Consider the following 21,011-nt stretch of genomic DNA (forward strand, 5'->3'; position numbering starts at 1 on the left):
CCGACACGGGAGGTGAACCGCGGAGTGGCCGGTCCGCCGTACCGGCCATCCGATGTTCAGCGGTAGACGCGTACGTAGTCGACGAGCATCCGGGACGGGAACGGCGTACTCGAGTCGACCGGTCCGGGGAAGTCACCGCCGACGGCGAGGTTGAGGATCAGGTAGAAGGGGTGGTCGAAGACCCACGGGCCGCGGGTCGTCTCCACCGTCTCCTTGCTGGCGTAGAAGACCGTCTGGCCGTCCACCTTGAACGTGATGCCCCGGCTGTCCCACTCCGCCGCCCAGACGTGGAAGCCGGCGGCGAAGTCGACCCCGCCCGGCGCGGGATACTTCTGCCCGTAGCCGCCACCGCCGTTGTACTGCGGTGCGTGCAGCGTCGAGTATCCCTCCAGGGTGTTCCGGCCGAGCACCTCCATGATGTCGATCTCCCCGTTGTACGGCCACGGCCGCCCGGCGAGGAAGTCGGCGCCCATCATCCAGAACGCCGGCCAGAGGCCGTTGCCCTTCGGCACCTGGATCCGAGCCTCGATCCGGCCGTACTGGACGTGGAACTTGTTGCCGGTGTTCATTCGGTGCGAGGTGTAGTCGCGTCCGCCGGCCGTCTCCCGACGTGCCTCGATCACCAGGGCGCCGGTGCCGTTCATCGAGGCGTTGTTGTTGTTCGTGTAGTACTGGATCTCGTTGTTCTGCCCGGTGCCCGGGTCGATCGTCCACTTCGCCGGATCCGGCTTGCTGCCGGCGGCGCCGTTGAACTCGTCGCTCCAGACGAGGTTGTTGGCCGGGAAGGTCGGGTCGGGCGGCATCGCCGGTGGCGCCGTCGGGTTGCCCCCGGTGCCGTAGACCTTGAACTCGTAGAGCGAGTAGCCGTACGGGCCGACCCGGGCGGTGCCGTACATCCGGACGTACCGGCCGGTGCCGGTGACGTTCAGCGTCTCCTTGAAACCCCGGCCACTGGTGGTGGAGTAGATCGGGGTCCAGGTGCTGGCGTTCGCGGAGACCTGGATCTGGTAGGCGGTCGCGTAGGCCGGGTCCCACTGCAACACCACCTGGGTGATGCTGGCGGTGGCGCCGAGGTCGACGTAGATCCAGCCGGGGTCGACCCATCCGGTGGTGGTGCTGGTCGCCCACCGGCTGGCCGGGTCGTTGTCGAAGGCGCGAGCGGGCAGGCACTCGAAGCAGGTGCCGTCGTTCTGGTTGCTGGAGGCGACCGCCGGCTTCTGGTAGGAGAGCAGCACGCTGCCGCCGGGCGGCGGGGTGGTGGTGGGCGGGGGAGTGGTGGTCGGCGGGGTGGTCGGGCCGCTGCCGGTCCGCACCGCCAGTTCCCAGAGCGAGTAGCCCCACCCGGTCGCCCGGGCGGTGCCGTACATCCGGACGTACCGGCCGGTGCCGCTGACGGTCAGGTTCTGCGTTCCGCCCGTGCCGGTGGTGCTGGTGTGCACGGTGGTCCAGGTCGAGCCGTCGGTCGAGGTCTGGATCTGGAACGCGGTGGCGTAGGCGGCCTCCCAGACCAGGGTGATCCCGCAGATCGACCGGGTGCTGCCGAGGTCGACCCGGAGCCACTGCGGGTCGGCGGCGGCGCTGGCCCAGCGGGTACCGCTGTTGCCGTCGACCGCGGCCGAGGCCGGGTAGGCGGCGGATTCGGTGGAGGAGGCGGTCGCCGGCCGGCCCTGGGCGGCGTTTCCGGTGTCGCAGGCGGTGGTGCCGGTCTCGCCGTACACCTGGAACTCCCAGAGCGACACCCCGTACGCGGTGCCCCGCTGGGTGGCGTGCAGCCGGACGTACCGCCCGGTGCCGGTGACGCCGATCTCCTGGTTGCCGCCGGTGCCGGTGGTGCTGGTGTGCACGGTGGTCCAGGTCGAGCCGTTGGCGGAGGTCTCGATGGTGAAGGCGCGGGCGTAGGCGCCCTCCCAGTTCAGCACGATCCGGCTGACCGGGGTGACGGCGCCGAGGTCGACCTGTATCCACTGCGGGTCGGCGGCGGCGCTGGACCAGCGGGTGCCGGTGTTGCCGTCGACCGCGGCCGAGGCCGGGTAGCTGGCGGACTGGGTCGAGGAGGCGGTGGCGGGCCGGCCCTGCGAGAGCAGGGTCTCGGCGGCGCCGGCCGACGTACCGGAGATGGCGAGATAGCCGGCGAGCAGCGCCGGGATCGCGACGGCCGAGCCGGCCAGGACGCGCCAGCGGCGGGCCCGGGATGGTCGGCGGCGGGGTGGGGACAGAGCGCTGTCCATCAGTGCTCCCTGAGGTGAGGCCCGCGACGGTTTCGGGCCGGTTGCGGGCGGGTGACGATCGGATGAGAGAGCGCTCTCCCGATACTGTGAATCAATCAGCGAGAGCTGTCAATGTCGCCCGGATCGCCGGCTCCGTCGCGGGTCTGTCGCGATCCGGCGGCGCCTGAAGTGTAAGGACTCTTTACAGTTGTGCTCTCCGGTCCCTATCATTCGGCGGACGCACCTTCGTCGATGACCCTGATCCGTGGCGATCGCCCGCCGTCCGCGCCCGCACCGCCCCGGGCCACCGGGGACGAGCCGGTGCCCGGCGGGCGCCCGCCCCAGCCGCAGCAGGAGGGCGTGACAATGCAGAGGCCGGACCCGTCGACACCACCACCCCGCGACAGGCGTACCGCAGCCAGGGGCCGGGCCCGGCTCGGCCGGGCCGCCCTCGGGATAACCCTCGTGGCCCAGAGCCTCGTGCTGGCGGGTCTCGGCACCCCGGCCGCCCGAGCGACCGCCGCGCCGAGTGAGGCCGCCCAGGTCCCGGTGGCCGGCCAGGTCGTCCCGGTACCGGTCAGCGCGGTCCCGGTGCCGGGGGAGACCTTCACGCTCGGCCGGGAGAGCCGGATCGTCGTCGCCCCGGGCGGCGGCGCCGAGACCAGCTCGGTGGCCGACGGACTGGCCGCGCTGTTGCGGCCACCCACCGGCTATCCGATGCCCGTCAGCGTCGCCGCGCCACGCGTCGGCGACATCGAACTGCGGCTGGTGGCCGCCGCCGAACTCGGCGCCGAGGGCTACCGGCTCGACGTCACCACCGCCGGGGTACGCCTGGCGGCGGCCCGACCGGCCGGGCTCTTCTACGGGGTACAGACGCTGCGGCAGTTGCTCCCACCGTGGATCGAGAGCCGGACCCTCCGACCCGGACCGTGGACGGTGCCGGGGGTGCGGATCGAGGACGTCCCCCGGTACGGCTACCGGGGCGTGATGCTCGACATCGCCCGGCACTTCCAGTCGCCGGCCGTGGTCAAGCGGCTCATCGACCAGGCCGCGGCATACAAAATCAACACGCTGCACCTGCACGTCGGCGATGACCAGGGCTTCCGGATCGCCATCGACGGCCGCCCCGAACTCACCGAGATCGGGGCGCAGTTCTCCATCAACAACGACCCGGGCGGCCACTGGACCCAGGCCGAGTACGTCGACGTCGTCGACTACGCGGCGGAACGCTTCGTGACCGTCATCCCCGAGGTCGACACGCCCGGCCACACCAACGCGATCATCATGTCGTACGCCGGCCCGGAGGCGGACCCGGTGCTGCCGGACGTCAACTGCAGCAACCGTACGCCGCCGGTGTGGAACCTCAGCACGGACGTCGGCTACAGCGCGCTCTGCCCGGAGAGCCCGAACACCTGGGCGATCCTCACCGACATCGTCGCGCAGCTCAGCGCACTGACCCCCGGCCCGTACTACCACTTCGGCGGCGACGAGGTGCCGGCCTCCATCCTCTCGCACGAGCGCTTCGTCGACTTCGTCGACCGCAAGGCCGACCTCGTCGCGGCGCACGGCAAGACCGCGATCGGCTGGGCCGAGATCTCCCAGGCGAACTTCGACCGGCCCGGTGCCGCCCCGGCCATCGCCCAGTTCTGGAACAACGGCAACCCGGCCGGTGCCGGCGGCGACACCGCCCGGCGGGCCGTGCAGAAGGGCATGAAGGTCGTGATGTCCCCGGCCAACCACACCTACCTGGACATGCGGCAGTGGCCAGGCAGCCCGCTCGGGCTCGGCTGGGCCGGCATCCTGGACGTGTCGCACTTCTACCACTGGTCCGGCACCAGCAGCGACCCGGGCAGCTACATCCCGGCCCGTACGCTCAACGGCGAGACCCTGCCGGCGGTGACCGACGAGCACATCCTCGGGGTCGAGGCGCCGATGTGGTCGGAGACGCTGCTCACCGGCGCCGACATCGAGTTCCAGGCGTTCCCCCGGATGCCGGCGACGGCGGAGATCGGCTGGTCGCCGAACGTCCACCCGGAACGCAGTCTCGACTCCTTCGTGCACCGGCTGGCCGGGCACGGCCTGCGCTGGCAGCTTCGGGGACAGAACTTCCACGCCTCGCCGCAGGTGCCGTGGCGGGTCGACGTGACGGCCCCGGACGTCGCCCGCGACACGCGTACCGTCGACGGCGCGCTCGCCACGATCTCCGCGCCGGGTGTCGCCCCCGATCAGGTGACCGCGACCGTCGACTGGGGCGACGGCACCACCTCCCCGGCCACCGTCAGCGGCACGGCCGGCAGCGTCACCAGGATCAACGGCCTCTACACCGCCACCGCCAGCCACCGGTACGCCCGGGACGGCGTCTACCGGGCCACCGTCACCGCGACCCGGCCGGGCGGTGTCACCAGCAGCGCCGAGTTCACCGTCACCGTCGACACCTGCACCACCCGGGTCTCCGGCCAGCACCGGGGCGCCCTGGTGGTCGGGGCCGGCGTGACCTGCCTGGCCGGCGCCACCGTCACCGGCCCGGTCACCGTACGGCCCGGCGGCTCGCTGATCGCCACGGCGGCCTCGGTGCGCGGGCCGGTACAGGCCACCGGTGCGGCCACCGTGGAACTGCTCGGTGGTTCGGTCGCCGGCCCGGTGAGCCTGACCGGCACCACCGGACAGCTCGTCGTCGAGGGCGTACGGGTCGGCGGCCCGCTCGTGGTCACCGGCACCGGTACCGCCCCGGCACCGGTGATCGCCGGCAACACCGTCGGCGGCCCGCTGGTCTGCACCGGCAACACCCCGGCACCGGTCGACAACGGCGTACCGAACACGGTGCGGGGCCCGGCCACCGGGCAGTGCCGGGGACTCTGACCCGCGAAGCCGGCCCCCGGGCGTGTCCCGGGGGCCGGTGACGTCGACCGGTCGGGCGGCGATCTCCGACATACCGCCCAGCGGACGCGATCCGGCCGTGCCTGGCCCGGACGTCCCGGCCGCCCCGGACGGGCGGAGCGCGCCCACGGACGACAGGGTGGTCGTCCGGTACCAGTCCGGCCGGTTCAGCCCGCCGGGCCCGGCCGACCTGCGGCGCCGGCTCGGCATGAGCCGGGTACGCCGGGGTAGGTCAACAGTCGGGACGTCGAGAGGAGACCGCGATGAGCAACATCCAGCAGCCGGAGATGCGCCGCAGCGGCGAGACGGCGACGACCAAGCAGCGGATTCAGGACGCCAACCCGACCGACCCGCCGGGCGGCAGCCACGACAAGACGGCGAAGCGTCCGGTACCGAAGGGGCAGACCTCACCGTACGGGCCGGGCGGCAAGGTGGCCGACGACGAGTCCTGACGACGACGCGCGCCGGGGAGGGCCGCTTCCGGCAGCGACAGCTTCGAGTCGCGCCGGAGGGGCCCTCCCCGGCACCAGATGGGTCGTCCGGCGGGGTCGTCGGAGGCAGACGGGCCGGCTCGGCCGCTCCGCTACCCGCCGCCAGGGCTGACCAGGCCGGTCTCGTAGGCGACGACGACGGCCTGAACCCGGTCCCGGAGCCCGAGTTTGCCGAGGATGCGGGCGACATGGGTCTTGACGGTCGCCTCGGAGAGGTGGAGGCGGGCGGCGAGTTCGGCGTTGCTCAGCCCCTGGGCCAGCAGTCGCAGCACCTCGAGTTCACGTGGCGTCAACGTGGACAGGTCGCGGTGCGGTGCGGCCGGGTCGGCGCTGCGGCTGGCGAACCGCTCGACGAGCCGCCGGGTGATGGCCGGGGCCAACAGCGCGTCGCCGGACCGGACCATCCGGACGGCGGCGACCAGATGCTCCGGAGTGACGTCCTTGAGCAGGAAGCCGCTGGCACCGGCGGAGAGCGCCGCGTAGACGTAGTGGTCCAGGTCGAACGTGGTCAGGATGATCACCTGTGGATCGCCGGTGGCACCGGTGAGGATGCGCCGGGTGGCCTCCAACCCGTCCATCTCCGGCATCCGGACATCCATCAGTACGACGTCCGGCAGGGTACGCCGGACCGCGTCGACGGCCTCGGTCCCGTTGGTCGCCTCGGCCACCACGTCGATGCCGTCGGCAGTCAGAATCATCCGGAAACCGGTACGGACCAGCGCCTGGTCGTCGGCGACGACGACCCGCAGCGGTGCGGTCATGGCGCCTCCAGCGGAATCCGCGCGGTGACCGAATAGCCCCCGCTGAGTCGTCGTCCGGCCTGCAGGGTGCCACCGTAGACGGCCAGCCGCTCGCGTAGACCGATCAGACCGTGCCCGTCGCCGGTCGCCGCGGCGACGCCGGGGGTGCCGCCGGTGTCGGTCGCCTCGACCCGCAGCTCGTCGGTGCCGTACTCGACGAGGACCCGGGCGGTCGCCCCGGTGGCGTGTTTGACCGTGTTCGTCAGCGCCTCCTGGATCACCCGGTAGGCGGTCAGCTCGATTCCGGAGAGCAGGGGGCGGGGCTCGCCGGTCACGGCCAGCTCGACCGGTATCCCGGTGTCGCGTACCCGCTGCACCAGCGCCTCGACCCGGTCGAGGCCCGGCTGCGGGGTCAGTCCGCTGGTGGCCGCCGGGTCGGCGCCGTCGCTGTCCATGGTCAGCAGCCCCATGACGTGCCGGAGTTCGGCCATCGCGGCCCGGCCACCGGCCTCGACGGAGAGCAGCGCGTCCCGGGCCTGGTCGGGATCGGCCCGCATCACCTTACGGGCGGCGCCGGCCTGGATGACCATGACGCTCACGTTGTGCGTCACCACGTCGTGCAGTTCGCGGGCGATGCGGGCGCGTTCGTGCTCGGCGGCCCGGCGCAGCGCCTCGGCCTGCTCGTGTTCCAGCGCGGCCAGCCGGGCCCGGTCCTCGTCGGCACGCCGTTTCCACCGCCGCAGTCCGTTGGCGGCGAGGACGATCGGGATGAGGATCAGGAACGGGACGGCGTTGTCCGGCACGGTGGGCACCGCCGGCTCCCGGAGCTGGGTGTAGATGAACGCCGCCACCGGCAGGCTGGCCAGCGCGGGCAACCGGTACGGGCTGTAGACGGCGGCCGTGTAGGCGGCGATGACGCAGGCGTAGAAGGAGACCCGCAACGCGGCGTTGAAGTCGCTGGCCAGCGGAGCCGTGGCGAGGACGACCCAGAGTACGGCGAGCGGGTACCGGCGGCGGAGGACCAGCGGCACCACCACCACGAGGAGCATGAGGATCGTCCCGGCGATCTCGTAGTCCTCGATCGGCAGGAAGGGCTCGGGCACTTCCCGGCGCCGGAACGGATCGGGCGGGATCGGCGGCAGATCCGGCTCGGGTGGCGTCGGGGGTGGAAACGGCTCGGAGCGGTCCCGGTGGTCGAACCCGACGACCGACGCCTGCCCGCCCCGGTCCTGACTGTCACCCTCGACGATCGCGGCGAGGAGGAGGCCCAGCGCCAGCAACCCGTCGAAGATCTGGCCGCGCCAGGAGAGGGTCGGCAGCGGACCGGACGGCTGTAGCAGCAGCCTGACCCGGGCCCAGAGCCGGCTGGGCAGCGCTCCGCTCCTCACCGGGTCATTCTCACCCACCGTCTCCGGCCCGCGATATCCGCCGAGCTGACCACCCGGCTACCTCCGTCGACTACGTCGCAGGGATGACCCCGGGTCCGCTCATCCCGGGGCGGTACCGGATTTGCCTCCGGCGGCCGACGCCCGCGATCCCGGGCCGGACCTAGCGTCGACCGGCCAGAGGCGCAACGAGCAGGAGAGGATTCACCATGACGGCACCGGTGATCGAGCTGAACGACGTGAGCCGCAGGTACGACGAGGGTCCGCCGGCCCTGGACGCCGTGTCGCTGCGGATCGCGGCCGGGGAGGCGGTCGCGATCCTCGGTCCGTCCGGCAGTGGCAAGTCCACCCTGCTGAACCTCGTCGCCGGGCTGGACCGGCCGAGCAGCGGCACGGTGACCGTGGACGGTGTCCGGGTCGACGAGTTGGGTGAGGCGGGCTCCGCCCGCTACCGACGGGCGAAGATCGGCATGGTCTTCCAGTTCTTCAACCTGCTCGACGACCTGACCGTGGTGGACAACGTCATGTTGCCGGCGCAACTGGTCGGCACGGCCCGTACCGCCGCGCGGCGTCGCGCGATGGACCTGCTCGGCCTGCTCGGCATCGACCGGCACGCCGCCGCCTACCCCGGCCGGCTCTCCGGCGGTGAGCGGCAGCGGGTCGCGGTGGCCAGAGCGCTGATGAACCGACCGGCGCTGCTGCTCGCCGACGAACCGACCGGCGCGCTGGACACCGCCTCCGGAGAGGAGGTCCGGCACCTGCTCACCGCCCTGCACGCCGAGGGCCAGACCATCGTCCTGGTCACCCACGACCTGACCCTGGCGCAGTCCTGCGCCACCCGCACGGTCCAGCTCGTCGACGGCCGGATCGCCGCCGACAGCAGGATGGAGCCGGTCCGATGAGTGCGCTGGGCGGGGTGATCCGGTCCGGGGTGGGGCGTCGGCGGGTACAGACGGTGGTGATCGGGCTGGTGGTGATGATCGCGGTGACCGCCGCCGTGCTCGGCGGATCGCTGATGGTGGCCTCCACGGCACCGTTCGAGCGGGCCTTCACCCAGCAGCGCGGCGCGCACCTGACCGCACAGTTCGACGGGACCCGGAGCACGGCGGCGCAACTGTCGGCGTCCGCGCAAGCGGCCGGGGTGACCGCTGCCGCCGGCCCGTTCCCGACCACGACGATCACGCCGGCCGAGGACCGGGGACCGGTACGACCGATCACGGTGGTCGGGCGGGACGATCCCGGCGGACCCGTGGACGCCGTCACGCTGACCGCGGGGCGGTGGGTGACCGGCCCCGGCGAGATCGTGGTGCAGGGCGACATCCGGCGTCCGCCCAGCATGCAGCCGCGGGTCGGTGACGTGCTGTCGCTGCCGGACCTGCCCGGTGGCCCGACCCTGACCGTGGTGGGGGTGGCCCGCTCGGTCAGCGAGACCGCCGGCGGCTGGGTGGTCCCGGAACAGATCGCGGCGTTGACCGCGCCGGGCGCGACCGCCGACTACCAGATGCTCTACCGGTTCGCGGCGAGCGGCACCGCCGCGCAGGTCGACGCCGGCCGGGCGGCGGTGCAGGCGAGCGTGCCCGCCGAGGCGCTGACCGGAGCCCGGTCCTGGCTCACCACCAGGACCAACAGCGCCGGCAGCACCGTGCTGTTCGTACCGTTCCTGCTCGCGTTCGGGGTGCTCGGCGTACTCATGGCGGTGCTGATCATCGGCAACGTCATCGCCGGGGCGGTCGGCACCGGTACGCACCGGATCGGCATCCTCAAGGCGCTCGGGTTCACCCCGGGCCAGGTGGTCCGGGCGTACACGGTCCAGGCGCTGGTTCCCGCCGTGGCCGGTGCCGTTCTCGGCGTCGCCGCCGGCAACCTCCTGGTCCTTCCGGTGCTGGCGCAGACCAACGAGGTCTACGGCACGACCGACAGCGGGGTCTCCCCGTGGGTCGACGCCGTGGTGCTCGCCGGGGCGCTGGCCCTGGTCGCCGGGACCGCGTGGGCGGCGGCGTCCCGGGCCGGACGGCTGCGCACCGTCGAGGTGCTGGCCGTCGGCCGTACCCCGGGGCCGGGGCGGGGTCAGTGGGCGGCCCGGCTGGCCGCCCGGCTGCCACTGCCCCGGCCGGTGACCCTCGGTCTGGCCCAGCCGTTCGCCCGCGCCCTCCGGTCGGCGACCGTGGTCGCGGCGATCGCGTTCGGCGCCGCCGCCGCGACCTTCGCCGTCGGCCTGGGTGCCTCCCTGAACGAGGTCCGGGCCACCGAGAAGCACGGCGACGTCGTCATCCATCCGGGTCACGCGATGTCCGGGCCGCCGCCCGAGGGTGGGCGACCGGCAGAGGGCGGGCCGAGGGTCGCGCCGGGGCCGCCGCCCGCACCGGACCCGGTCGCGGTCGTCAACGCGATCACCGCACAGGCCGGTACCGACGGTTACAGCGGTGTCGCGCAGACGGAGGTGACCACCCCGGGGCTGACCAGCTCCCTGGAGATCCTCGCCTTCACCGGCGACGGCTCCGCGCAGAGCTATCAGATGATCTCCGGTAGCTGGTTCAGCGGGCCCGGGGAGATCGTGGTGGCCACACCGTTCCTGACCGCCACCGGCACCCGGGTCGGCGACAGCATCGTGCTGACCGACCACGGTACGCAGATCCCGGTCCGCATCGTCGGTGAGGTCTTCAACATCGAGTCCAGAGGCATGCAGGTGCTCACCGCCGCCGCGACCCTCGCGGCCGCCCAGCCGGACCTGCGGGCCCTCGAGTACCACATCACGCTCACCCCCGGCACCGACCCGGCGGCGTACGTCGAGGCGCTGAACACCGCGCTGGGGTCGGTGGAGGCGACCGCGGAGGTCGTCGAGCAGGAGGCCGAGGAGGTGATCATCGTGATCAACACGCTCACCACCCTGCTCACCCTGATGCTGGTCACGGTGGCCGCACTGGGCGTACTCAACATGGTCGTGCTGGAGACCCGGGAACGCGTGCACGACCTCGGCGTGCACAAGGCGCTGGGCATGACCCCACGGCAGACCGTCATGATGGTCATCGCCTCGGTCGTCGTGACGGGGCTGATCGGCGGCGCCGTCGGCGTACCCGTCGGCGTGCTCATGCAGAGGGTGATCGTCGGTGAGATGGGCCGGGTCACGGGCTTCACCATGCCGGCCTCGGTCCTGGACATCTACCACCCCGCCGAGCTGGTGCTCTTCGGCCTCGGCGGCCTGCTCATCGCCGTGCTCGGCGCGCTGCTGCCGGCCGGCTGGGCCGCCCGTACCCGTACCGCCACCGCACTGCGCACCGAATAGTCTGCAAGGAAGGGCCCCCTCTTATCGCTTTTTGTATAAGAGGGGGCCCTTCCTTGCACCTGTGGCGGGGTCAGCCGGGGGCTGGGCCGGTCGAGTCGCGGATCACCAGCGCGTGTCCCGTCGGCCGGCGCCGTGGTCGCTTCGACCTGGGCCTGAGGGCCAACTCCAGGGCCATCCGACCCATGTCGGTCATCGGCAGTCGGACCGTGGTGAGGCCGGGCGCCAGGTCCGCGGCGACCGAGACGTCGTTGAAACCGACCACCGAGACCCGCTCCGGTACGCCGACCCGGTGCGCCCGCAGCGTCGAGAGCACTCCGATCGCCATCGAGTCGTTCAGCGCCACGATGGCCGTGCTGTCCGGGTGGTCCCGCAGGATCCGTTCGGCGGCGATCCGGCCGCCGTCGCGGGTGAAGTCGGTGTGTACGACCGGCAGATCGTCGAGGGCCAGCCCGTGCCGGCGCAGTGCCGCCGCCACCCCGGCGAGCCGGTCGATGACGGTGGTGAGCCCGCCGGTGGCGGCGACGACCGAGATCCGGCGGTGCCCCAGCGCCAGCAGGTGTTCGCCGAGGGCCCGCCCGCCGGCCTGGTTGTCCGGCAGCACCGCGTCCACCCCGAGGGGATGCCGGCCGATCACCGCGACCCGGCCGCCGAGGCTCTGGTATGCCGCCAGTTCCCGCCGCGCCTCGGCCTGCACGCGCGGGTCGTCGTAGCCGGAGCCGGCGATCAGGATGATGCCGACCCGCTGGGCGATGAGGTGCCGCAGTTGCCGCAGCTCGTGCTCGGGGTCGCGGCCGGAGTGGCAGATCTGCACCAGCAGGCCCTGTTCGTCGGCGACCCCGATGACCCCGCCGGCTATCTCGGAGAAGTACGGGTCGTCGACCTGGTGCACGACGAGTCCGACGGTCGAGCTGACGCCCCCGGCCAGGGTGCGGGCGTACGGGTTGGCCACGTAGCCGAGTTCCCGGGAGACCTGCCGGACCCGGTCGGCGACGGCTGGGCTGACCCCGTCGCGGCCGGCGAGTGCCCGGGAGGCGGTCGCCAGCGACACACCGGCCTGTTCGGCGACGTCGACGAGGCGCAACCGCCCGCCAGGCTTCGGCATCGACAACTCCCGGAACAACATCAACTACCGCGGCGGTACCTATTGCGAGTGACGCAGGACACAGCCTATGGTACGAAAGCGCTTACGAAAGCGCTTTCCTCACCCTCTGCAGAGGAGCGTCAGGAATGACATCCCGAGCGACACGTGCACGACGGGCAACGGCCCTCGGTGCGGCGGTGGCACTTCTGCTGGCGGGCTGCGGCGACGACGGCGGGTCGGGCTCCTCCGACGATCCGATCGTCGTCGGGATCTCGCTCCCGCTGACCGGGGACTTCTCCGAGCCCGGCAAGGGTGTGCAACGCGGCTACGAGGCCTGGGCCAAGATCACCAATGACAACGGCGGACTGCTCGGCCGGCAGGTCGAGCTGAAGATTCTCGACGACCAGTCCAGCGCCGACCGGGTGGTCGCCGACTACGAGCAGTTGATCGGCAAGGACAACGTGGACATCGTGGTGGGTCCCTTCTCGACCCGCCTCGTCGTCCCGGCCGCCCGGGTGGCCGAGGAGTACGGCATGCTCTTCGTCGAGCCGGCCGGCGCGGCGAAGGAGGTCTTCGCACAGGGCTTCAAGAACCTCTTCTACGCGGCACCGGCGGTCGCCGACGACCACTACAACCACCTCGCCGAATACCTGCTGGCCCTGCCACCCGGCCAACGGCCGACGACCGTCGCGTACGCCGCGATGGACGACCCGTTCGCCCAGGGCACCGCGTACGGGCTCAAGGCGAAGCTGGAGGCGGGCGGGGTGCGTACCGTCGTCGACGAGGTGTACCCGCCGAACACCACCGACTTCGGCACCATCGCCGCCAAGATCGCGGCCTCCAGGGCGGACATGGTGGTGGGCGGCTCGCAGTACCAGGACGGCGTGAACCTGATCGTCGCGCTGCAACAGCTCAGGTACCAGCCCAAGCTGGCGGCCTTCTCGACCGCGCCGACCAGCCCCGAGTTCGCCGCCGCGATCGGCAACAAGACCGAGGGCATCCTCGCGCCGACCGGCTACACCCAGAAGGCGCCCTACCCGAGCAACGTCGAGTTCGTGCAGAAGTACACCGCCCAGTTCGGCTCGCCACCGGAGGAGGACGAGGCGAACGCGTACACGACCGGCCAGGTGGTGGCCGCCGCCGTCACCGCGGTCGGCTGCGCCGAGCAGGGGGAGTGCCAGCAGAAGCTGGTCGACTGGATCCGCGGCAACAAGGTGGAGACCGTCGTCGGGCCGCTCACCTGGGACGCCACCGGCAAGCCGCAGGGCGCGCACATGATCCAGCAGTGGGTCGGCGGGCAGATCCAGATCGTCCTGCCCACCGAGGCGAAGGAAGTCGACCTCGTCTACCCGAAGCCGGCGTGGTGAGGTAGCGGATGCCGTCCGGCGCCCTGCTCTTCCAGAGCGTCATCCTGGGCCTGCTGCTGGGTGGGCTGTACGCCCTCCTGGCGGCGGGCCTGACCCTCTACTTCGGCATCATGCGGGTGGTGATGATCGCCCACTCGGCGTTCCTCATCCTCGCCGCCTACCTCGCCTGGTGGTCGCACGCCAGGCTGGGCGTCGACCCGCTGCTGTCGATGGTCGTCACCGTCCCGCTCTTCTTCGGCCTCGGCGTGCTGCTGCAACGGCTGCTGCTGGCCCGGCTGCGCCCGGTGACCCTCACCATGATGTCGGTACTGCTCACCTTCGCGATCGCCGTACTCATCGAGGGGCTGCTCGGCTACGCCTTCACCGGTACCCAGCGGCGGATCCAGCTCGGCTACGGCTCGGCCAGCCTCGGCCTCTTCGGCGCCCGGATCGCGGTGGTCAAACTGATCGCCTTCGGGCTCGCCGCGGTCGCGCTGCTCACGCTCTACCTGCTGCTCAAGCGGACCAGGTTCGGCTGGGCGCTGCGGGCGACGATCCAGCACCCCGACGCCGCCCGGCTGCTCGGGATCGATACCGACCGGGTCGCCGGCTTCGGCTTCGGTGTCGGGCTGGCCACCGCCGCCGTCGGCGGTACGGCGCTGGCCCTGGACACCACCATCTACCCGTCGCTGCACTGGCACTGGATCGGCCCACTGATGGCGATCATCGTGGTCGGCGGGCTGGGCAGCGTACCGGGGGCGGCCGTCGCCGCGATGCTGCTCGGGCTGGTGCAGAGCCTGTTGCAGATCCCGCTCGGCACCACCTGGGCACAGACGACCTTCTATCTGGCCCTTTTCGCGACGCTGGCGTTCCGCCCGCAGGGATTCTTCGGAGGCCGGCTTGCCCAGCGCTTCTGAGCTTTCACCGGCACCGGCACCGGCCCCGGCCCCGGCCCCGGCCCCGGCACCGGCTACGGCTACGGCCCCGGCACAGCGGTTCGCCGGGCCGCTCCGGGTGGTCGTGATCGTGGCCCTCGCCGCCGCCGTACTCTCCTTCCCGTCCTGGGCGCCGAACCCGTACATCCTCTCTGCCGGCATCGTGGTGCTGAACTACGCGGTGCTCTCGACGGCGTGGAACTTCGTCGGCGGCTTCACCGGGTACATCTCGCTCGGGCACGGCGCGCTGGCCGGGCTCGGCGGCTACGCCACCGGCCTGCTGGTGGTCCGGGCCGGACTGCCGAGCTTCGTCGCGCTCGCCGTGGCGACGCTGCTGGTCGCGGCGTTCGCGGTCCCGGTCGGGTACGCGGCGCTGCGGGTGCGCGGTGCGTCGTTCGTGATCGTGTCGATCGCCCTGGTGCTGATCCTGCTGCTGGTCTTCCAGAGCTGGGCGTCGTTCACCGGCGGGTCGCGCGGGCTGGTCGTGCCGCGCCCGTTCCCGGGACTGCTCCGGCCGGAGCACCACCGGGTCTTCTTCTATCTGTTCGCCGCCCTGCTCGCGGTCGCGCTGCTGGTCTGGTGGCTGGTCGACCGGTCCCGTTTCGGGCTCGGCCTCAAGGCGATCCGGGAGGACGAGGACAAGGCGGAGTCGCTCGGCACCCCGACCTTCGGGTACAAGCTGGTGGTCTTCGTGGTCTCGGCCGGCTTCACCGGCCTGGCCGGCGGCCTCTACGCGCTCTGGTTCGGCGACCTCGACCCGGTCTTCCAGTTCTCCATCCTGACCGGCGCCTACCTGGTGCTGATGGCGCTGCTCGGCGGGGTACGCCACCTCTTCGGCCCGCTGGCCGGCGCACTGATCGTCGGCATCGGACTGGAGTACTTCAAGGTGGAGTTCGGCAACACCCCGCTGCACCTGGTCGCCACCGGACTGCTGCTGGCCCTGGTGGTGATGTTCATGCCCGACGGGGTGCTGCCGGCGGTGGGCGCCCTGCTCGACCGGTTCCTGCGGCCGGCGCAGAGTTCGATCCGCGAGGTGACGGCTGCCGAGTTGCGCGACCGCGCCACCAGCGGCCCGGGCGGTGGCCCGGCGACGGACCCGCCGGCCACGGTTCCGGTCGGTGCCCCCGACGACCGGGCGAGGGAGGAGCGGCCGTGACCGGAGAGCAGACCGGGCCGACGGGTCCCGCGACGAGCGGCACGTCGAGGGCGGAGCGGGCGGGCGGCCCGGAGAGCCTGGCCACCGTCGGGCTGACCAAGGCGTTCGGCGGGGTCACCGCGCTGGACGCGGCCACCGTGGCGTTCCGGCACGGGCAGGTCAACGCGCTGATCGGGCCGAACGGCTCCGGCAAGACGACCTTCTTCAACTGCGTCACCGGGATGATCCGGCCGGACAGCGGGCGGACGTCGTACCGGGGCGAGGAGATCACCCGGCGGAGCCCGCACGCGATAGCCCGGGCCGGCATCGGTCGTACCTTCCAGCTCTGCCGGGTCTTCCCCCGGATGTCGGCGCTGGACAACGTCCTCGCGGCGGCCCGCCCGGTCGGGTTCCTCGGCCAGCTGCGGGGGGCCCGGCGCCGGGCCGAACTGGACCGGGCCCGGGGCTGGCTGACCCGGCTCGGCATCGAGCACCTGGCCGACGTCGAGGCCCGGAACATGTCCTGGGGGCAGCAGAAACTCCTGGAACTCGCCGGGGTGCTGATGAGCGGCCCGGAGACCGTGCTCCTCGACGAGCCGGCCGGCGGGGTCAACCCGGCACTGCTGGACCGGATCGGCGCGCTCGTGCGCGAGCTCAACGCCGAGGGGAGGACCTTCGTGATCGTCGAGCACAACATGGACCTGGTGATGGGCATCAGCGACCACATCGTGGTCTTCGACCGGGGACGGCCGATCGCCGAGGGACCGCCGTCGGTGATCCGCTCCGACGAGCGGGTGCTGGGGGCGTACCTTGGCGTCTGAGATCGAACTCGTCGACGTCCAGGCCGGGTACGGGCGGGCGGCCCCGGTGCTGCGCGGGCTCTCCGTCTCGGTCGAAGCCGGCTCGATCGTCTGCCTCGTCGGTCCCAACGGCGCCGGCAAGTCCACGGTGCTCAAGGTGGCCAGCGGGCTGCTCAAGCCCCGGTCCGGCCGGATCCTCGTCGGCGGGGTCGACGTCACCGGCCAGGGGCCGCAGCGGATGCTCGCCGCCGGGGTGGCGCACGTGCTCCAGGGGCACAGCGTGTTCCGGGAGATGACGGTGGCCGAGAACGTGCTGCTCGGCGGCTACACCCTGCGGGACAAGGCGCTGCTGGCGCGGCGGGCCGACTTCGTCCGGGACGTCTTCCCGGTGGTCGCGCAGCGCTGGGGCAGCCTCGCCGGACTGCTCTCCGGCGGGCAGCAGAAGCAGGTCGAGTTCGCCCGGTCGCTGATGGTCGAACCCCGGGTGGTGCTTCTCGACGAGCCGTCGATGGGGCTGGACCCGAAGGCGACCAGCACGGTCTTCGAGCAGGTCATCCGGATGCGCGACGCCGGCACGGCGGTGCTGCTGGTCGAGCAGAACGCCCGGCGGGCGCTGGAGGCCGCCGACCTCGGCTGCGTGCTCGACCTCGGCCGGGTGCACATCGCCGGCCCGGCGGCCGAGCTGCTGGCCGACCCGCAGCTCGGCGACCTCTACCTCGGCGGCCGGCCCGGCGAGTCGCCACCCGCCGTCGGCACGGCGGCCCGCAGCTCCACCGACCAGGCGGGTGACGACGGCACCGGCGACCCCACCGGTTAGGGCTGGCGCGGAACCGACCCGCCGGCGTCAGCTCGCCGCGACGCACAGAGAGGTGTACGCGATGTCGAGACCGAAACGTACCGTCGTGGCCGGCACCGCCGCCGTCCTGGCCGCGCTGCTGGTGGCGACCGGCACGGCGACACCGGCCCACGGGTACGGCGACCGCCACCGCGCCGTCCACCCCGAACTGCGGCACCGGCTCGTCGCGCACTACGACTTCGACCACCCGCTGCGCGGCGACCCGGCCCGGGAACGCGACCTCGGCCGTTCCGGCACCACCCTCGACCTGGTCAACGGGGGCGCCGCGATGCGGGTGCCGGACCGGGCCCACCGGGGCAGCGGCCGGGCGGTGCAGACCCGGCAGGTCGCTCCGGCGGTGGCCGGCAACGACGACTGGAAGGCCGGCGTCTACGCGCCGACCGGGCTGCCCAGCCTGCACGCCTTCAACGGCGCCGCCGGGGCGAGCGTGCTGGGCTGGTTCAAGATGCTCGGCGACGGGCCGGCGCCGAACTCCAACACCGCCGACCCCGGCGACCGGTTCAACGCCGTCGGGCTGGCCGGGATACTCACCGGCGACTCGGACGGGCACGCCGTCCGGGCGCTGCTCGAACTCATCACCGTCGACGGTGAACTGCGGCTGGTCGCCCTCGGCCGGCGGCTCGACGGGGGCGAGTCGCAGACCTTCGCGGCGGCCGCGGACTGGCGGACCCTGCTACCGGTCGGCGAGTGGGTCTTCCTCGCCGCCACCTTCGACTTCACCGACGGCAGCATGGCGCTCTATCGCAACGGCCGACCGCTCGACGGCTTCTACACCCGTACCGACGACCCGTGGCAGGTCGCCGGCCCGGGGCGGCACCGCAGCACCGCCACCGACCCCCGGGGCATCAAGATCGGCGGCAGTTTCCCGCAGGACACCCGGGAGCAGAACCCCTGCGACTGCCGGATGGACTCGCTGATGTTCCTCGACCGCGTCGTCCCGGCGCGCCAGGTCGAGAAGCAGTACCGCCACGTGACCGGAGGACGTTGACCCCCATCCGCCGAAGTTCCCTCCCGAGAACGGAGTGACCCCGCGTGCGTACTTCCACCCGTCGGCTCCGCAGGCCGCTCGGCACCGCCTCGCTCGCCACCGCCGCGCTCGTACTCTCCACCCTGGTCGGTGCGGCACCGGCCCGGGCCGCCGACGCGGTCTACGATCCCGTACCCGAACAGCAGATCCAGTCGCGGCTCGGGCTGGTCCTGACCGAGTACGCGGCGTTCCCGAAGTCGGAGCCGACGCCGGCACCCACCGATCCGCGGTTGATGCGGCAGGCCCGGATCAACACCATCATGGAGCTGCCGGACGGGTCGGGCCGGCGGGCGGTACCCGACCTCAACGGCAGCCTCTATCTGGTCTCCGACGGCGTGCCGCACGTCTACCTCGACGTGGCCGGCACCTTCGCGCCGCGCTTCTTCTCCGGTCAGGGCCTCGGGCAGGGCTTCGGATACGTCGCCTTCCACCCTGACTTCGGGCGCAACGGCCGGTTCTACACGGTGCACACGGAGTCGGCTCCGTCGACGACGGTGGTGCCGGACTACAGCCAGCCCGACACCGTCTTCCACGGGATCATCACCGAGTGGACCGCCGTCGACCCGGCCGCCGACACCTTCGCCGGCAGCCGGCGCGAGGTGCTGCGGATCGGTTTCGGCGGTCGGGTACACGGCATCCAGGAGATCAACTTCAACCCGACCGCCCGGCGCGGCGACGCCGACTACGGCCTGCTCTACATCGCGGCCGGCGACGGCGGCGTCGGGGTGCGCAACACCGACCCGCAGAACCTGGCGATGCCGCACGGCAAGCTGCTCCGGATCGACCCGGCCGGCAGCAACGCCCCGAACGGCCGGTACGGCATCCCGCCGTCGAACCCCTTCGTCGGCCGGGCCGGCGCGCTCGGCGAGATCTACGCGGTCGGCATGCGGGATCCGCACCGGTTCAGTTGGGACCGGGCCACCGGCAGGATGTATCTCGGGCACATCGGCGAGCACGCCATCGAGGCGATCTACGAGGTGCGGGCCGGCGACAACTTCGGCTGGAGCGAGCGCGAGGGCGCCTTCGTCTTCGACCGGACGCCGGCCGACCCGTGTGACCGGATCTTCCCGCTGCCGCCGGACGACGCCAGCTACGGCTACACGTACCCGGTCGCCGCCTACGACCACGAACCGGCACCAGGCTGGAACTGCACCTCGGACATCGGCGTCGCAGTGGCCGGCGGTTTCGTCTACCGGGGCCGGGACGTACCGGCGCTGCGCGGCAAGTACGTCTTCGGCGACCTCGTCGACGGCCGGGTGCTCTACACCGAGGTCGACCAGATGCGGCGGGGTGCCGACCTGGCGCCGATCCACCGGCTCGCCCTCTTCGACGCGGCCGGCACCCCGGTGCGGATGCAGGACCTGTCCGGTCCCGGTGCGCCCGGTGACCCGAACCGGGTGGACCTGCGGTTCGGCACCGACACACAGGGCGAGTTGTACGTCCTGGCCAAGGCCAACGGGAAGATCTGGAAGGTCACCGGCACCCGGGAGTACGCCGGTGGACCGGTCGGCACCACCAGGGTCCGGGACACCATGCGGCCGACCAACTGGGCTCCGGTCACTCCGGAGAAGTGGCGGTTCACCGGCAGCCAGGTGATCCTGGCCGAGGCGGGTGCCCAGCGCCCCGGCCCGCGCCGCCCGTACGAGTACGCGGTGCTGACCGCCGGGCCCGAGTTCGGCGCGGTGGAGGTCAACGCGGAGGTACGCCTCGACACGCCGGTCGAGGAGCCCAACCGGGACGTGATCATCGTCTTCGGCTGGCGGTCGGACGCGGAGTTCTACTACGCGCACCTCTCCACCGACAACACGATCTATCCACACAACGGCATCTTCAAGGTGGACAACGCCGACCGGGAGCGGATCGACCACCAGTGGAACGGGCGCTCCGAAGGGGCTGCCCCGGCGATCACCGACGACCGCTGGCACCGGGTCCGTCTGGTCCACCGGCCGGCGACCGGTGAGATCGCGGTCTATCTCGACGGTTCCCGGGATCCGCTGATGACCGCTGCGGACCGCACCTTCGGCTCCGGCCGGGTCGGCTTCGGCTCGTTCGACAACGTCGGCCGGCTGCGCGACCTGACCGTACGCGGCACGCCCCGCTGATCCGCCCGGCGAACCCCCTCCGGCCGTTCCGGTAGCGCGGGAGGGGGTCCGCCGGCCGGCGGACCGGGCATGGTCGCCGGCCGAACCGGTCCGCCGGATCAGCCCCGAGGGCCTAGACTGCCGGGATGACCGAGCCTTGGACGCCGTCCGACCCGGGTGTGCTGCGCCTCCCGTCGGGTCGGCTGGTGCGCGGGCGCGGCCTGCGCCGGCCCCTGCCGCCCGGACCCGTGCCGACGTTCGGGGTGTACCTGCTGGGCGACACCCCGCCGGAGACCCCGTGGCAGAGCCGCTGGGTGCGCTGGCCGGACTTCTGGCTGCCCCGCGACGGCGCGGGGTTCCAGGCCACTCTCCGGGAGGCGTGGGAGCGGGCGGCGGACGAGCGGGTGGAGTTCGCCTGTGGTGGCGGCAAGGGCCGGACCGGCACCGCGCTGGCCTGCCTCGCCGTGCTCGACGGCGTACCGGCCGAGCAGGCGGTCGCCTTCGTGCGCCAGCACTACGCCCGGGGCGCGGTCGAGACGCCGTGGCAGCGCCGCTACGTCGCCCGGTTCGCCCCGATCCCGGCCTGACCGGGCTCGCCGAGGAGCGGACCGCCGCCGACGTCAGCCGCTCTGCCTCCGGCACCGGGCCGCGGATCCTGCTGGCGGTGGCGATCCTCGGCGCCACCGGCAACGCCTGAGCCGCCCTGGAGCCGGGCCCGCACCGAGGGCTCGGCTCCCGGGCATGTGAACGCTAACGAAGCAGAGGAC

17 protein-coding genes are annotated in these 21,011 nt (G+C 72.5%); 13 read left to right on the forward strand and 4 right to left on the reverse strand.

Annotation, left to right across the window (positions count from 1 at the left end):
* Positions 1-56 precede the first annotated feature (56 nt).
* Positions 57-2,228 carry a discoidin domain-containing protein gene (locus V1634_RS17880; protein ID WP_331208981.1) on the reverse strand — a complete coding sequence of 724 codons (2,172 nt, stop codon included), beginning with the start codon at positions 2,226-2,228 and terminating at the stop codon, positions 57-59.
* Positions 2,229-2,573: 345 nt separating this feature from the next.
* Between V1634_RS17880 and V1634_RS17885 the strand changes: the two genes are divergently transcribed.
* Together V1634_RS17885 and V1634_RS17890 are read left to right on the forward strand one after the other, a co-directional pair.
* Positions 2,574-5,066 (forward strand): family 20 glycosylhydrolase, encoded by a 2,493-nt coding sequence (locus V1634_RS17885; RefSeq protein ID WP_331208982.1) that lies wholly within the window; start codon positions 2,574-2,576, stop codon positions 5,064-5,066.
* 281 nt (positions 5,067-5,347) lie between these two features.
* Positions 5,348-5,536, forward strand: a complete 189-nt coding sequence (locus tag V1634_RS17890; protein WP_331208983.1) for a hypothetical protein — start codon at positions 5,348-5,350, stop codon at positions 5,534-5,536.
* Positions 5,537-5,667: 131 nt separating this feature from the next.
* Here the strand turns inward: V1634_RS17890 and V1634_RS17895 are convergent, their stop codons facing one another.
* A complete protein-coding gene (locus V1634_RS17895; RefSeq protein WP_331208984.1) occupies positions 5,668-6,336 on the reverse strand; it encodes a response regulator transcription factor in 669 nt (222 codons plus the stop codon).
* Positions 6,333-7,703: a sensor histidine kinase gene (locus tag V1634_RS17900; RefSeq protein ID WP_331208985.1), complete on the reverse strand. Its 1,371-nt coding sequence runs from the start codon at positions 7,701-7,703 to the stop codon at positions 6,333-6,335. The genes V1634_RS17895 and V1634_RS17900 overlap by 4 nt, the downstream gene beginning before the upstream one ends.
* 206 nt (positions 7,704-7,909) lie before the next feature.
* Here V1634_RS17900 and V1634_RS17905 point away from each other — a divergent pair, with 206 nt between their 5' ends.
* Together V1634_RS17905 and V1634_RS17910 are read left to right on the forward strand one after the other, a co-directional pair.
* Positions 7,910-8,602, forward strand: coding sequence for an ABC transporter ATP-binding protein (locus tag V1634_RS17905; RefSeq protein WP_331208986.1), 693 nt, complete (start codon positions 7,910-7,912; stop codon positions 8,600-8,602).
* Positions 8,599-10,983, forward strand: coding sequence for an ABC transporter permease (locus tag V1634_RS17910; protein WP_331208987.1), 2,385 nt, complete (start codon positions 8,599-8,601; stop codon positions 10,981-10,983). Before V1634_RS17905 ends, V1634_RS17910 begins: the two co-directional genes overlap by 4 nt.
* Positions 10,984-11,053: 70 nt before the next feature.
* On the opposite strand, the gene V1634_RS17915 is transcribed toward V1634_RS17910, so the two are convergent.
* The gene (locus V1634_RS17915) at positions 11,054-12,085 is read right to left on the reverse strand and encodes a LacI family DNA-binding transcriptional regulator (protein WP_331208988.1); all 1,032 of its coding nucleotides are present in this window, start codon (positions 12,083-12,085) and stop codon (positions 11,054-11,056) included.
* Positions 12,086-12,261: 176 nt separating this feature from the next.
* Between V1634_RS17915 and V1634_RS17920 the strand changes: the two genes are divergently transcribed.
* From V1634_RS17920 to V1634_RS17960, 9 genes are all read left to right on the forward strand, one after another.
* A complete protein-coding gene (locus V1634_RS17920) occupies positions 12,262-13,431 on the forward strand; it encodes an amino acid ABC transporter substrate-binding protein (RefSeq protein ID WP_331208989.1) in 1,170 nt (389 codons plus the stop codon).
* Between the two features lie 8 nt (positions 13,432-13,439).
* Positions 13,440-14,327 carry a branched-chain amino acid ABC transporter permease gene (locus tag V1634_RS17925; protein ID WP_331208990.1) on the forward strand — a complete coding sequence of 296 codons (888 nt, stop codon included), beginning with the start codon at positions 13,440-13,442 and terminating at the stop codon, positions 14,325-14,327.
* Positions 14,311-15,501, forward strand: coding sequence for a branched-chain amino acid ABC transporter permease (locus tag V1634_RS17930; RefSeq protein ID WP_331208991.1), 1,191 nt, complete (start codon positions 14,311-14,313; stop codon positions 15,499-15,501). The genes V1634_RS17925 and V1634_RS17930 overlap by 17 nt, the downstream gene beginning before the upstream one ends.
* Positions 15,498-16,301 (forward strand): ABC transporter ATP-binding protein, encoded by an 804-nt coding sequence (locus V1634_RS17935; RefSeq protein ID WP_331208992.1) that lies wholly within the window; start codon positions 15,498-15,500, stop codon positions 16,299-16,301. The genes V1634_RS17930 and V1634_RS17935 overlap by 4 nt, the downstream gene beginning before the upstream one ends.
* Positions 16,291-17,097 carry an ABC transporter ATP-binding protein gene (locus tag V1634_RS17940; protein ID WP_331208993.1) on the forward strand — a complete coding sequence of 269 codons (807 nt, stop codon included), beginning with the start codon at positions 16,291-16,293 and terminating at the stop codon, positions 17,095-17,097. The genes V1634_RS17935 and V1634_RS17940 overlap by 11 nt, the downstream gene beginning before the upstream one ends.
* A gap of 61 nt (positions 17,098-17,158) precedes the next feature.
* Positions 17,159-18,124, forward strand: a complete 966-nt coding sequence (locus V1634_RS17945; RefSeq protein ID WP_331208994.1) for a hypothetical protein — start codon at positions 17,159-17,161, stop codon at positions 18,122-18,124.
* A gap of 44 nt (positions 18,125-18,168) precedes the next feature.
* Positions 18,169-20,265 carry a PQQ-dependent sugar dehydrogenase gene (locus V1634_RS17950; RefSeq protein ID WP_331208996.1) on the forward strand — a complete coding sequence of 699 codons (2,097 nt, stop codon included), beginning with the start codon at positions 18,169-18,171 and terminating at the stop codon, positions 20,263-20,265.
* A 125-nt stretch (positions 20,266-20,390) separates the two neighbouring features.
* The gene (locus V1634_RS17955) at positions 20,391-20,831 is read left to right on the forward strand and encodes a protein-tyrosine phosphatase family protein (protein WP_331208998.1); all 441 of its coding nucleotides are present in this window, start codon (positions 20,391-20,393) and stop codon (positions 20,829-20,831) included.
* Positions 20,786-20,941, forward strand: a complete 156-nt coding sequence (locus tag V1634_RS17960) for a hypothetical protein (RefSeq protein ID WP_331208999.1) — start codon at positions 20,786-20,788, stop codon at positions 20,939-20,941. The genes V1634_RS17955 and V1634_RS17960 overlap by 46 nt, the downstream gene beginning before the upstream one ends.
* Positions 20,942-21,011 lie beyond the last annotated feature (70 nt).

Source organism: Plantactinospora veratri, from assembly GCF_036421995.1.
Lineage (GTDB): Bacteria > Actinomycetota > Actinomycetes > Mycobacteriales > Micromonosporaceae > Plantactinospora > Plantactinospora veratri.